The following is a 12,745-nucleotide window of genomic DNA, read 5'->3' as shown; positions in this document are numbered from 1 at the left end:
GTGACGGCGCGGCGGGAGCAATGCCGCGTCGCTCAGCGCTCCACGCCCAACCGCCGCTCGAACCACCCCACGATCGCCCGATCCACGCGCGGCACCTCCGCCGCCCGGTCGAAGGCCGGCGGATCGGCGATGAGCCGCGCGACCGCGCCCTTCGCCTTCGGCGGCAGCGGCGACAGCAACGCGCCGTGCCCGCCGTTCGGCAGATCGAGCAGCCGCTCGCAGGTCGCGCAGGCGGCGAGCACCGCCTCGCCGTGGAAGCGCGGCGCGAGCCAGCGGTCGGCGCCGGCGGTCACGAGCGCGAGCGGCACGGCCGGCGCCTTGAGCGTCGCCATGTCGAAGTCGGCCGCGTAGGGCACGCCGGCCACGATCGCGACGATGCGCGCGTCGGCGTGGGCGCGCGGCGTGGCGTCGCCGAAGCGCCATTCGATCGCGGTGACGGCGGCGACCTTGCGGAAGCGGTCGAGCCAGCCGCCGTCCAGCTCGAACACGGTGCCGGCGCAGGCGGCGAAGTCGTCGTCGATGTGGGCGCGGCAGTGGTCGCGCAGCCCGGCCGGCGACCATTGCCCGCCCGCCAGCACGAGCGCCGTGTGCCCGCCCGCCGACATGCCGTACATGCCGACGCGCGTGTAGTCGAGCGCGCCGAAGCGGCCGTCGGCGCGCAGCCGGTCGATCGCGCGCGACACCTCCAGCGGCCGGCGCGCCCAGCTCGCGGGGCCGACGTCCGCCATGTCGAAGGCGTTGTCGCCGGCGTGGATCGGCATCGCCACAGTGAAGCCGGCCGCGACGAGATCGCGCGCGAGGTCGAGCTGCACCCAGGGCAGCGCGCCCGAGCCGTGGGAGATCACGACGAGCCGGCCGTTGCCGGGCCGGGGCGATGCGTCGGGCGCGGCGTCGAAGCGGATGCCGATGCGCTCCTGCGGCAGGGCGGCGGCCTCGGCCGGATAGAAGACGGTGACGGGGCCGGAGCGGTCGTCGGCGGGGAGTTCGAGCAGGCCGAGCGAGGCGGCGCGGGAGGCGGGCGCGGCACCTGCAACGAGCGCCGCGAGCAGCGCGGCCAGCTTGCGGGAGAAGTTCATGCGGCCTCCTGTGCTGCATGACAGGCCACGCAGAGCTTGTTTCCGTCCGGGTCGCGGAAGTAGGCGCCGTAATAGTTGGCGTGGTAGTGCGGCCGCAGCCCGGGCGGGCCTTCGCAACTGCCGCCGCGCGAGATTGCAAGCGCATGCACGGCATCGACCAGGGCCCGCGTGGGCGCCACGAAGGCCGTCATCTGCCCGTTGCCGGCCGCGTGCGGTTGGCCGTCGAAGGGCTTGCCGATGCCGAACAGCGGCCTCGGCCCCGGCTCGGACTGCCACACGGCCCAGGGCTTGGCCGGGTCATGGATGCGCAGCCGCGCGCCGAGCGCCGCCATGAGCGGCTCGTAGAAGGCGAAGGCGCGGTCGAAGTCGGACACGCCGATGAACACGTGGGAGAACATGGGGCTTCCTTTCAGGCGGGCGTGCGGGCGTCATGTCCGGCGTGCGCGCGGAATGCGGCACGGGGCGCGCGACGCCGACGGGACGGCTCAGGCCGCGATCCTCGCGGCCGGGCGCTTTGCCGGCCGCGTCATGTAGCAGGCGCCCGCGCCGTAGCTCGCGAGCTTGGCCGCCGGCAGCAGGCCGTCGTCCACCGGGCTGAAACCGTGCCGCGCCCAGAACGCCGCCGAACCCTGCACGGCCGTGAGCGCGGCGCGCGGCAGGCGCAGGTCGCGCAGGCACATCACGAAGGCATCGACGAGGGCGTCGGCCACGCCCTGGCCGCGCGCATGCGGCGCGATGGCGAGGTCGTGCAGATAAAGGCAGTCGGGCTCGGCGGGCAGGCGGCAGTCGCGCAGGTCGAGCGCGGGCGGCGCGTCGAAGCGCCACGGCAGCGCCACGAGGTAGCCGAGCAGCCGGTCGCGCACGCCGAGCGCGACCCAGCAGGTGCCCGGCGAGGCGGCGAGCTTGGTGAGGAAGGCGTCGGCCGATTCGGGCACGAGTTCGGTGTAGCAGGCGGACTGGACGGCGAGGACGGCGGGGATGTCGTGCTCGCGCATGGGGCGCAGGCGGGGGATGGGGTGCATGGGGAAGGCGGGAGGGGCCGCGCGGAGGCGGCACTCTTAAAAAATTTGCGTTACAACTGCCGGAATTTAAAAATTTCGCGTCCGGGCAAAGAAAAAATGGTCGTCGGCTACGAATTCCTGCGGACCTCGCTGGCGCTGCCGGTGCCACCGATTGTGCGCCCCGCCCGCGTCCAGCCGGTGACGCGCATCAGCCCGGGCGCGGACGGCTGCCTCGCCATCCCGCCCCGCGCCGCGCCCACCGGCGCCGCGCCGCTCGACCATGTGCTGTTCGCCATCCGGCACGAAGGCATCGACCTGCTGCTGCTGTCGCAGGCACTGAAGCGCATTCCCGAGGCCGACATGCTGGCCGCCGTCGCCGCCGCGCCCAACGGCCAGTTCGTGCGCAAGGCCGGCTTCCTGTGGGAACACTTCAACGGCCGCGAACTGGCCGGCGTGGCGCCGGGCGGCCAGACGGTGCCGCTGTTCGATCCGGCGCGTTACTTCACCGTGCCCGGCCCGCGCAACGCGCGCTGGCGGGTGAACTTCAACGGCCTCGGCTCGCTCGATTACTGCCCCGTCGTGCGCCGCACGCCCGAGATCGAAGCGCTGCTCGCGCGCGACCTGCTCGGCGAAGCCCGCCGGTTCGCCGACGACATCGGCCCCGAACTGCTCGACCGCGCGCTCGACTGGGCCTATCTGCACGAAACCGAAAGCTCCTTCGACATCGAGCGCGAAGCCGCCCCGGCCGACAAGGCCGCCGCCTTCGCCGCGCTGCTGCGCCAGGCCGGCGAGTCGGTCGCGCTCGACGAGCAGCGGCTGGTCGAATTGCAGAACGCCATCGTCACCAACGCCTGGGACCACGCGGCGCAGTACCGCACCGAGCAGAACTGGCTGCGCGGACCGATGCGCGGCGCGGCCGGCGTCACCTATGTGCCGCCGCCGCCGGAGTCCGTGCCCGGCCTCATGCGCGAACTGCTCGCGCTCATCGAGACGCCGGGCGTCGATCCGCTGCTGCTCGCGGCGCTGGCCTGCTTCGGCTTCGTGTTCATCCACCCGTTCATGGACGGCAACGGGCGGCTGTCGCGCTTTCTCGTGCATCACGTGCTGGGGCGCTCGGGCCGCCTGCCGCGCGCCTTCGTGCTGCCGGTGTCGGTGGCGATGCGGCGCAACGAAGCCGACTACCTGCGTGTGCTGCAAGCCTTCTCGCGGCCGGTGCGCGACCTGTGGCGCGTGACCTGGATCGACGAAGGCGAATACCGCTTCGAACCGCTGACCGGCGACGCCCTCTACCGCTACTGGGATGCGACCGCCTGCGTGCATTTCCTGCTCGACATGACGCGGCAGGCGCTGGAGCGCGACCTGCGCGACGAGACGCACTTTCTCGTCGCCTGGGATGGCGCCTGGCGCGAGGTGAATGAGCGCCACGATCTGCGCGGCAATGCGCTCGCGACGCTCATGCAGGGCGCCTTCCGGCAAGGCGGGACGGTGTCGGCCAACCTGCGCCGCAAGTTCGCCGGGCAGGTGCCGGAAGCGGCCTTCGACGCGGTGGAGGACGCGGTGAAACGGGCGCTCAACCCGCCCGCCGCATGAGCGCCACCGCCCTCGGGTAATGCGCGCGGCACCACGCGAGCTTGTCCGCTACCGGCGCGGGCGCCGGCGCGTCATCAGGCAGCGTCACGAAACCATGCCGCGCATACAGCGGCACGAGGTCGGCGAAGGGGATGCAGAACAGCTCGGCGAAGCGCGACTGCGCGACAAGAAAGCCGACCAGCGCATCCGCCACGCCGCGCCCGCGAAATGCCGGCAGCACCACCATCCCGCCCAGCTCGCCCGCCGTGGCCGACACCGGCACCACGCGGCCGAGGCCGGCGCGCTCGCCGTCGAGCATGGCCAGCGCGAGGAAGTGCGAGGCGTCGGAGGGCAGGAAATCGACCTCGGCGTAACGGGCGTTGGCCCAGGCGAGATCGGCGTCGGGCAGGCGGGCGAGGTGCGGAGTGGTCATTCGGCGGCGGGCGAAGCTTCGGCCGACTCGCGCCGACGGCGCAGCAGCAGCATCGCGCCCCAGCCGAGCAGCAGCGCCAGCCAGGCCCAGGCCGTGAGGCTGAAGAAGGCCGACAGGCCGCTGCGGGCACAGGTGTCGCGCAGGAAGGCGAGATCGCCATCGCAACCGAAGGCGAGCAGCGCGAAGGCGATGCCGGGGCCGAGGTGGAGGATGGCGACGGCTTCGAGGATGAGGCGGATCACGCGGGGCTTTCTGGCGGAGGTCGGGCGGGGGGAGGAAGTTACTCCGTCGCCGCCCGCTTGCGCGCCGCGCGCGGCGGCCTGATGGCCGGCGGCGGCAGCGCCTCGGCGGTCGCGAGCAGCAGCGCGCGCAGGCGCTCGGGCTCGTCGAGCAGATGCTGCGCGAGGTGATGCGGCTTCGCCTTCGGATAGGGAATGCCGGCCGGCTCGCGGCCGAGCAGCGCCGTGCCCGCGTCGGTCGGCTTCACGAACAGCTGGTCGTCGCAGATGAAGCCGACCACCTTGCCGTCGAGATAGAGCGCGTACTCGCCGAACATGCGCTTCGTGACGAGGCCCGGCAGACGGGCGGTGTCGAGCAGGAGATCGACGCTGGAAGGGTGCGAGGCCATGGCGGTTCCGGGGCGGGACGGGATGGCCGGATGATGCCGCCGCGCGCCCGTCCGCCGCTCGCCGCATGCGCGCGACGCCTCGACACCGCGCCGCGCGATCATCCCGCCCACCGATTGCCGAAAGGACCGCCCTTGCTCCGCCCTGCCCGCCTCGCCGTCCTCGCGCTCGCGAGCCTCGCCCCCGCCGCCGCGCACGCCGAAGCCACGATGGGCGATCTGCTGTGGATGCTGATCTTCCAGTTGCCGGTCGCGCTGGTGGGCGGCGCGGCGCAATGGCTCTGGCCGTGGGTGCTGTGGCCGGGCGTCGCGGGGCTGGCGCTGTCGGCGCTGGCGTGGCTGCTGCTGCGTGCGAAGCCGGAATGGCCGGTGATAGTGAAGCTGGCGGCGCTGTTCAGCGGGCTGGTGGTGCTGGTGGGGTTGGCGTTGCTCGGGGCGGCGAGCTTGGCGGAGCGGGTCGTGCCGGGAGCAACGGGGTGGGTGTGAGCGACCAGCGATTAGCTCTGAGCGATTACGCGGCGATAGCAAAGACCTTCCGACCGATTCAGCGTGCCTGTCGGCCAAGCGAATGGCGCCCGGGCGTGACGCAGATGAATGGTGCTTGCCGACTCAGGACCGCTCCGTTAGCGTGTGTATAACTTTAATTTTCGGTACACATCATGCGCACGAATATCGAGATCGACGACAAGCTGATGAGCGACATCTTGCGACTCACGGGGTTGAAGACCAAGAAGGAGGCGGTGGAACTGGGCTTGCGCACGCTGCTGAAATTGCGCCAGCAGGAAGAAATCCGCCAATTCAAGGGCAAGCTGCAATGGGCCGGTGACCTGGACGCGATGAGGACCGACAAGTGATTCTGGTCGATTCGAGCGTATGGATCGATTTTTTCCGAGGTTCGATCACTCCGCAATCCGAAAGGCTTGATGCCCTTTTGGGCAACGAGCCTCTGGCGGTGGGCGATCTGATTCTGGCCGAGGTGCTTCAGGGTTTCGGCAACGACAGGGACTTCAACCAGGCACGAAGGCTGTTTGCCACTCTGGATGTCATCACGCTGGGCGGAGAGGCAATTGCCCTTCAAGCCGCCAGAAACTACCGGGCATTGCGAGCGCAAGGGGTGACGGCCCGGAAGACCATCGACACGATCATCGCGACGCGCTGTATTGAAGATGATTTGCGATTGCTTTGCAGCGATCGGGATTTTGAACCGTTTGTTGAATTTCTTGGGTTGCGGTCGGTGATGGCGGAGGATTAAGGTTGGGTATGCTGGCACTCATGACGCAAGCACAAAATTTCTGACAAACCCAGCGGGGGCTGCACCGCCTTTTGCGGCCCGAGTGCATTTGATTGCTATCTGCGTTTTTTTTGCAACGGTTTCAAGAATTTCCCACCCAAATTGCGCTTATATTTTTTGTTATAAGTCGCAAGAGTAGCCTTATGGTTTACGCTTAATACCCCCTTGGAGATGGCGATTCAGTCTGCCCCCCATGTGCATGAAACACATCAATACAGTAACTTCCGTTAAGCATTAGATAGCAGTCATATACCAGCCTGCCAAAATATTGGGTATTTTCGTCCACCCCTTTACCAAGTAAAAGCCTATTTCCATTCCCTGGAAGTATTTCAGCAAAACGATGTTGTATGATTGACTCCAACATTTCTCGAGTGTATCCGTGCGCTGTTGCAGCAGGCCGGATGTTTATTACTGCTTGATTCATATCCTCCTCGGTAATTCTTTGAATCACTGGACACGCCTTCAATTGGGCGGCTTGATTAGCTTGCGAGGCACTGCCGACCTTATCTTGAATGGCCCTTAACTCCATCACCTTAGGGCTACTATTGATCATTTTTTTCAACCTTCTCTGCGCAATAGCCTCAGGCCGGTTATCCACAAGCTGGAAAGTAGATTTAATACCATTCTGCTTTTGAGAGACTACATTCGCAACCGATTGCATCTTGTTTTCTTGACTTTTGTCAGCGCAAGTATTCATGTGTGAAGTCCCTATTTGATCGAGGGGAGATTTGCAAGTGTTGGACACATAACGTTTGACACGAGGGGCCCGACCTGATTTACCGGGGCAGGCGCTCTCAATTGATGGGATGGACTCCCTCGTCTTCTTGAGCATCATCGCAGCTACCAACACGTACCCGCCGCATTGTCTTCATTCGTCAGGAGTCCCGCATGATTCCGGAATCATGCCCTGCCCATCGTTGCCGTCGATCTGGCCAAGTCCGGTTGCCAGTTGGCAGTTGCAGACGGTCGATCCTGGCGCGTCACTGCGCAGCACAGACTTTCGCGTAGTCAATTCGAAAGCTGGTTTGTCAATCGTCCAATCGGGCTGGTAATCATGGAGGCTTGCGGTTCCGCGCACCACTGGGCACGTTGGATGAATTCGCTGGGCATTGAAGTTCGTCTTCTGACCGCAGCCTATATCCGACCTTATGTCCGACGCAACCAGACGGATTCCACCGATGCCTGCGCCTTGATCGAAGCCGCACGTAATGCGCAGATCCATCCGGTGCGGGTCAAATCGCTGGAACAACAAGCCTTGCAGGCCATGCATCGCGCCCGCTCCTTGTGGATGAGTACGCAGACTTCGCGGATCAATGCATTGCGAGACTTACGCCGGGAATTTGGTATTGCGGTGCCGGAGGGCAGTCGTGTCGGTGTTGCGTGCATTGCGCGAAGCCTTGCGGATGACGCCTCCGGTATTCCCGTCATGCTTCGAGCAACCATGATGGCACTACTCGATGAGATCAAGGCGCTGGAAGCGCGCATTGCGCAACTCGAAAGCGAGTTGGCGGCTGCCGCACGAGTCAATGCCGCCTGCACTCAGCGTTTGAGCATTCCGGGGATTGGCTTGCTGACGGCAACGGCAATGGTGGCCGCGACCTCGGGTGATGTCACTCATTTTCAGAGCGCACGCCATTTCGCGTCATGGTTCGGATTGACACCGCGCGAATACTCTTCAGGCACAAAACGGTCGTTGGGAGGAATCTCGCGGCGCGGCGACGTGTATTTGAGAATGTTGCTGACGCACGGGGCACGCGCCGTATTGCATGCGGCGACAATAGCAATCAGGCGGGCAAGCCGCTTGATTCGCTCAAGACGTGGGCCATAAATCTTCAGGCACGCGGGAATCACAATAAAGCCACCTGTGCGCTCGCGAACAAACTGGCGCGAATCTGTTATGCGGTCTTGCGGGATGGTGAGCGATATGAGGCATGCATCAATGCCGCTTGAGTTCCGCATTCAGGCATTGCATGCCTGAATGCGGCCGGTTCAATTGAAAACCTTCCACCCATTGCGTTGAGATTGATCGCCCATCCTGGCACTTTGGATCACCTCCGTGCCGTTTGACGCCGATAACTCTTCCGGCTCGTTTCCGTAGCCGCTTGCAACGATTGGCGCTTCGGTGCTCGTGAATTCCATGTTGGCGCTGGCTTGTTCAGCCCTTCAGGACGCCGGATATACGACTGCAAGGTTTATCCCCTGAGCCAGAGCCATCGATCTGTCTTCACGTTTGGGGGGAGTCCATATAGGAAGGGTTAAGTGCCGCTAGCAAGTAGCGCTTCACGGCTTGGCCCGCCCCTTCTTTGCCAGCAGGTACTGCAGACGGTCCCGCAGGCCTCGGTTAAGACCCTCTCCAATTCCCGCTGCCGCGCCGCAAAGGATGATCCCTGCGGGGACCGTTAGCAGAAGCATTGGTGTACTCCCTGACACCACAAACCCGATATACGCACCGAGCGCGTAGGGGCTCGCCTTACTAAGACTCTGTAGGCTAACGCCGTGTAATGGTGAGTTTTCAAACGGAACGACCGCTTCTTCAGTCAGGAACCTCGCGAACTGAAGTTCTTGTTGGCCAACACGAGGATCAAGTCCTCTAGCAAGGCGGTCAAGGTGGAACTCCAATGACGCCACGAATGAGATGTCGACAAGCGTCTGTCGTATCTCTGCAGAGTTCGCTAAGAGCCCAGCGAGCGCATTCTCAAGGTTGTCTGGATCCAACCTCTGAAGGGGCCGCAAGCCAAGCTGCTCGATGAAAATATCGTCCCTTGAGACCAGTTCCGAGGACTGGCTGCCGGTCAGACGAACATCCGATTCAGTAAGGGATCTGTTGGGAACGACAATGAAAGAGAACGCCAAGTTTGAGTCATTGTCCCGGATCGTCGTCTCGTAGAGTTGAACTGGATTCATTCGCTCACTCCCATAAGAGAAATTGGGCACCTAACTAGTTTTATCGTGCACGCCGTGCCGGATAACACCGGCCCCAGCACGACTCCTAGCCGCGAAGTTACTCACAACCCATTGTTCTGGCGAGCAATTCGCTCACATAGACAAATCTGTCCAGGTACTAAAACTCACCGCAAACCCGGCAGCCAATCCATGCCCGACATACCCGCTGCGCGATAAACCGCCGCCTGCGTGATAACACCGGCATCAACCCAACAAGAATCCCAATCAATTCAACAATTTAGGCATGACACCGTCGGATAACACCGCCCGCCACGCTCGATAAAACGTCCCTCACCCCGCCCTCCCCCGCACCACCTCATTCGCAAACCCCACCCAAGCCTCCACCGGCACATCCTCCGCCCGCGCCGTCAATTCAATCCCCGCCTTAGCCGCAACCTCCGCCCCACCCGTTTCGGCGACAAACTTCGCCAGCGTATTGCGCAGCATCTTTCTCCGCTGCGAGAAACCCGCCGCGACCACTTCCGCAAATACCTTCTCGTCCAGCGCCGTCAATTCCGATTCGGGTTTCGGTTCCATGCGCACGACGGCCGAATCCACTTTCGGCGCCGGGTCGAAACTTTCGGGCGGCACGTCGAGCACCCATTCCATTGCATAGCGGTATTGCAGCATCACCGAAAGGCGGCTGAATTCGCTGTCGCCGGGGGTGGCGACCATGCGCTCGACCACTTCCTTCTGGAGCATGAAATGCTGGTCCTGCACCCAGGGCGCGGCGGCGCACAAATGGAACAGCAGCGGGCTGGAAATGTTGTAGGGCAGATTGCCGACCACGCGCACGCGCCGGCCGGCGGTTTTCATTTCGTGCGCGAATTGGGTGAAGTCGAATTTGAGCGCGTCGCCGGCATGGACGGTGATTTCTTCCGGCGTGTAGTCGCGGTGCAGGCGGGCGATGAGGTCGCGGTCGATTTCGACGACGTGCATCGGGCGCGATTCGGGCGGCAGGTCGGCGAGCAGCACGCGGGTGAGCGCGCCGAGGCCGGGGCCGATCTCGATCACGGCGTCGCCGGGGTAAGGCGCGACGGCCGAGACGATGGCGTGGACGATGCCCTGATCGACGAGGAAGTTCTGGCCGAAGCGTTTGCGGGCGCGGTGTTCCATGGTGCTGGCGGGTTGGTGGCGCGGTGAGGCGCGGGTGAATCGGTGGCGCGGCGCGTTGGCGGCCGGCGCGGGATGGTGTGGCGGAGCCGGGTCGGGTGGCGGAGCGGGGCCGGCGCGAGTCTGCCGCGATCGGGCAGGGGGCGCGCCGGGGCGCTCAGCCCGCGCGCCGCGCGTGGTGGCGCGCGAGTTCGGCGGCGGCTTCGATGGCGGCAATCATGCTGTCGGCTTCGGCGCGGCCGGTGCCGGCGAGGTCGAGCGCGGTGCCGTGATCGACCGAGGTGCGCACGACGGGCAGGCCGAGAGTGATGTTCACGCCGTGGCCGAAGGTGGCGAACTTGAGCACCGGTAGGCCCTGGTCGTGAAACATGCTGAGCACGGCATCGCAGTCGTCGAGCACGCGCGGGTGGAAGAGCGTGTCGGCGGGCAGCGGGCCGCGCACGTCGATGCCGCGCGCGCGGGCGGCATCGAGCGCGGGGCCAATCACGTCGATTTCCTCGCGCCCGAGGTGGCCGCCCTCGCCCGCGTGCGGGTTGAGGCCGGCGACGACGATGCGCGGGGCCGCGATGCCGAAATCGCCGCGCAGGTCGGCCGCGAGGATGTCGAGCGTGCGGCCGAGGCTGTCGGCGGTGATGGCGGCGGGCACGTCGGCGACGGCCAGATGCGTGGTGGCGAGCGCGACGCGCAGCGGCTTGCGGAGCATGGGCGTGCGGCCGGCCAGCATCATCACGACGCGATCGACGCCGGCGCGCTCGGCAAACCATTCGGTATGGCCCGAGAAGTCGATGCCGGCGTCGGCGATGCTGGCCTTCTGCACCGGCGCGGTGACGAGGGCGCCGCAGCGGCCGTCGCGCGCGGCGTCGAAGGTGCCGGCGAGCAGGCCCAGCACATGGGCGGCGTTGGCGGCGTCGGGCTTGCCGGCCACGACCGGCGCGCCGAGCGGGATGTGCTCGACGGGCACGAGGTCGAACAGGCCGGGCGCGCCGACGAGGGCGGCGGCGGCGGCGAGCGTGGCGCGGTCGCCGAAGACGAGGAAGTCGGTGGGGAGCCAGCGGGCGGCGGCGCCGGCCGGCGCGCCCGCAGCCGCGCCGAAGCCGATCAGCCGCGCGATCGCCGCCGCCGTCACCTCCGGCCCGACCCCGGCCGGCTCGCCGGACGAGATGGCTAGCGGACGGTCGAGCGGCGGGCGGGGCGGCAGGTTCATGGCGGGCAGATCGATGGCGGTTGGGCGGGCGGACCGCAAGCGGGCCGGGCGGGCCGAGGGCGGCAGTCCGCGCGTCAGTTCACCGCGTCGAGGCGGATTTCCACATACGCCCGGTCGCGCTGCTCGCGCACCCAGTCGTCGTAGGCCTCCTCGGCCTTGCGCTCGCGGATCGCGGCGCGCGCGGTCTGGCGCTTGCGCTCGGGCGGCGCCTCGACCTGACGGCGTTCGAGCACCTGGATCAGGTGCCAGCCGAACGGCGACTGGATCGGCGGGCTGATCTGGCCCGGCTGGAGCTGGTTCATCACCCCCTCGAACTCGGGCACGGTGTCGCCCTGGTAGAGCCAGCCGAGGTCGCCGCCCTGGGCGGCCGAGCCATCACGCGAATAGCGCTTGGCCATCTCGGCGAAGTCCGACGCGCCGGCCTCGATGCGGGTGCGCAGGTCGGCCAGGCGCTTCTCGGCCTCGGCGTCGCTGAGCGTGCCGTCGTTGGTGCGCAGCAGGATGTGGCGGGCGTGGGTCTGGCTCACCTTGTCGTCGATGCTCTGGTCGTTGCGCCGGCCGAGCAGCTTGAGCACGTGATAGCCGTTGGGGCTGCGCACGATGGCGCTCACCTGCCCCGGCTGGAGCTGGGCGACGGCATCGACGAACAGCTGCGGATAGCGGTCGGCGGTGCGCCAGCCCATGTCGCCGCCGCGCGTGGCCTCGAAGCCGTCGGAGTACGCGGCGGCCACCTGGGCGAAGTCGGCGCCGTCGGTCAGGCGCTTGAGCACCTCGGCGGCGCGTTGCTGGCGCTGGGCCTGCTGCACCTGGTTGGCGTTCTCGGGCACGCGCACGAGGATCTGCGCGATGTCCAGCTCGACCGGCGTCGGGTTGCTGCGCTGGGCTTCGAGCCAGGCGTCGATTTCCGAATCGCTCACCTGGATCTTGCTGTCGACCTCGCGGTCACGCACCCGGCTCATGAGGATCTCGTTGCGGATGTCGCCTCGGAAGACGCTGTAGACCATGCCTTCCTTTTCGAGCCGGTCGCGGAACTGCGTGAGCGTCATGCGGTTCTGCTCGGCGATGCGGCCGATGGCGCGGTCGAGCGTGGTCTCGTCCACGCGGATGCCGGACTCGCGCGCGGCCTGGGCCTGCACGCGCTCGGTCACCATGCGTTCGAGCACCTGGCGCTGGAGCACATCCTCGGGCGGCAGCGGCGTGTTGCGCGCCTTGAGCTGGCGCTGCACCTGCACGAGGCGGGCCTTGAGCTCGTTGTAGGTGATGACCTCGTCATTGACGACCGCCACCACCACGTCGAGCAGTTGCACCTGGCTGGGCGCGGCGAGCGCCGGCGCGGCCGGCAGCGCGCCGAACGCGAGCGCGATGGCGCACAGCCCGGCGCCGAGCCGGCCGGCCAGCCGGCGACCCGGCGCGCGCGCGGCATCGCTGCGCGGTTGGCGGACGGGCGCGAGGCCCGATGGGCGACCGGGACGGCCTTGGATTTGCTGCAT

The 12,745-nt window shown here is 66.6% G+C and carries 15 protein-coding genes and 1 pseudogene; 5 read left to right on the top strand and 11 right to left on the bottom strand.

What is annotated here, in order from left to right; genetic code table 11:
- Positions 1-32 precede the first annotated feature (32 nt).
- The 3 genes from H566_RS0116625 to H566_RS25885 all read right to left on the bottom strand — a co-directional run bounded on the left by H566_RS0116625 (position 33) and on the right by H566_RS25885 (position 2,098).
- Positions 33-1,076 (bottom strand): alpha/beta hydrolase family protein, encoded by a 1,044-nt coding sequence (locus tag H566_RS0116625; protein ID WP_028312313.1) that lies wholly within the window; start codon positions 1,074-1,076, stop codon positions 33-35.
- Positions 1,073-1,474, bottom strand: coding sequence for a VOC family protein (locus tag H566_RS0116620; RefSeq protein ID WP_028312312.1), 402 nt, complete (start codon positions 1,472-1,474; stop codon positions 1,073-1,075). The genes H566_RS0116625 and H566_RS0116620 overlap by 4 nt, the downstream gene beginning before the upstream one ends.
- An 87-nt stretch (positions 1,475-1,561) precedes the next feature.
- Positions 1,562-2,098, bottom strand: a complete 537-nt coding sequence (locus H566_RS25885) for a GNAT family N-acetyltransferase (RefSeq protein WP_084545215.1) — start codon at positions 2,096-2,098, stop codon at positions 1,562-1,564.
- Between the two features lie 96 nt (positions 2,099-2,194).
- On the opposite strand from H566_RS25885, the gene H566_RS0116610 reads away from it, so the two are divergent.
- On the top strand, positions 2,195-3,667 hold the full coding sequence (locus H566_RS0116610) for a Fic family protein (RefSeq protein WP_028312311.1): 1,473 nt from the start codon (positions 2,195-2,197) through the stop codon (positions 3,665-3,667).
- On the opposite strand, the gene H566_RS0116605 is transcribed toward H566_RS0116610, so the two are convergent.
- Genes H566_RS0116605 through H566_RS0116595 form a run of 3 tightly spaced genes read right to left on the bottom strand, consistent with a single transcriptional unit; the run spans position 3,648 to position 4,707 of the window.
- A complete protein-coding gene (locus tag H566_RS0116605; protein ID WP_028312310.1) occupies positions 3,648-4,079 on the bottom strand; it encodes a GNAT family N-acetyltransferase in 432 nt (143 codons plus the stop codon). The two genes, H566_RS0116610 and H566_RS0116605, sit on opposite strands and share 20 nt — an antisense overlap.
- Positions 4,076-4,321, bottom strand: coding sequence for a hypothetical protein (locus tag H566_RS25880; protein WP_034412063.1), 246 nt, complete (start codon positions 4,319-4,321; stop codon positions 4,076-4,078). The genes H566_RS0116605 and H566_RS25880 overlap by 4 nt, the downstream gene beginning before the upstream one ends.
- Before the next feature lie 38 nt (positions 4,322-4,359).
- On the bottom strand, positions 4,360-4,707 hold the full coding sequence (locus tag H566_RS0116595; RefSeq protein ID WP_034412062.1) for a TfoX/Sxy family protein: 348 nt from the start codon (positions 4,705-4,707) through the stop codon (positions 4,360-4,362).
- Between the two features lie 132 nt (positions 4,708-4,839).
- Here H566_RS0116595 and H566_RS30415 point away from each other — a divergent pair, with 132 nt between their 5' ends.
- The 3 genes from H566_RS30415 to vapC all read left to right on the top strand — a co-directional run bounded on the left by H566_RS30415 (position 4,840) and on the right by vapC (position 5,956).
- Complete coding sequence (locus H566_RS30415; RefSeq protein WP_028312308.1) at positions 4,840-5,190, top strand: hypothetical protein; 351 nt, start codon at positions 4,840-4,842, stop codon at positions 5,188-5,190.
- Between the two features lie 173 nt (positions 5,191-5,363).
- The gene (locus H566_RS0116585; RefSeq protein WP_028312307.1) at positions 5,364-5,558 is read left to right on the top strand and encodes a type II toxin-antitoxin system VapB family antitoxin; all 195 of its coding nucleotides are present in this window, start codon (positions 5,364-5,366) and stop codon (positions 5,556-5,558) included.
- Positions 5,555-5,956, top strand: coding sequence for a type II toxin-antitoxin system VapC family toxin (vapC, locus tag H566_RS0116580; protein ID WP_028312306.1), 402 nt, complete (start codon positions 5,555-5,557; stop codon positions 5,954-5,956). The genes H566_RS0116585 and vapC overlap by 4 nt, the downstream gene beginning before the upstream one ends.
- A 193-nt stretch (positions 5,957-6,149) precedes the next feature.
- On the opposite strand, the gene H566_RS29165 is transcribed toward vapC, so the two are convergent.
- On the bottom strand, positions 6,150-6,692 hold the full coding sequence (locus H566_RS29165) for a hypothetical protein (RefSeq protein WP_156924477.1): 543 nt from the start codon (positions 6,690-6,692) through the stop codon (positions 6,150-6,152).
- 252 nt (positions 6,693-6,944) lie between these two features.
- Here H566_RS29165 and H566_RS28520 point away from each other — a divergent pair, with 252 nt between their 5' ends.
- Complete coding sequence (locus H566_RS28520; RefSeq protein ID WP_211238113.1) at positions 6,945-7,823, top strand: IS110 family RNA-guided transposase; 879 nt, start codon at positions 6,945-6,947, stop codon at positions 7,821-7,823.
- Between the two features lie 452 nt (positions 7,824-8,275).
- On the opposite strand, the gene H566_RS29160 is transcribed toward H566_RS28520, so the two are convergent.
- The 4 genes and pseudogenes from H566_RS29160 to H566_RS25875 all read right to left on the bottom strand — a co-directional run bounded on the left by H566_RS29160 (position 8,276) and on the right by H566_RS25875 (position 12,745).
- Positions 8,276-8,899: a hypothetical protein gene (locus H566_RS29160; protein WP_156924476.1), complete on the bottom strand. Its 624-nt coding sequence runs from the start codon at positions 8,897-8,899 to the stop codon at positions 8,276-8,278.
- A 330-nt stretch (positions 8,900-9,229) separates the two neighbouring features.
- A pseudogene (gene rsmA, locus H566_RS0116575) lies at positions 9,230-10,094 on the bottom strand (16S rRNA (adenine(1518)-N(6)/adenine(1519)-N(6))-dimethyltransferase RsmA).
- 114 nt (positions 10,095-10,208) lie between these two features.
- Complete coding sequence (gene pdxA / locus H566_RS0116570) at positions 10,209-11,255, bottom strand: 4-hydroxythreonine-4-phosphate dehydrogenase PdxA (protein ID WP_051378897.1); 1,047 nt, start codon at positions 11,253-11,255, stop codon at positions 10,209-10,211.
- A 74-nt stretch (positions 11,256-11,329) separates the two neighbouring features.
- Positions 11,330-12,745 (bottom strand): peptidylprolyl isomerase, encoded by a 1,416-nt coding sequence (locus H566_RS25875; protein ID WP_084545229.1) that lies wholly within the window; start codon positions 12,743-12,745, stop codon positions 11,330-11,332.

This window comes from Derxia gummosa DSM 723, assembly GCF_000482785.1.
In the GTDB taxonomy this organism is placed as follows: Bacteria; Pseudomonadota; Gammaproteobacteria; order Burkholderiales; family Burkholderiaceae_E; genus Derxia; species Derxia gummosa.
Note: the sequence above shows the minus strand (reverse complement) of the source record. Positions and strands in the feature narration are given on the sequence as shown.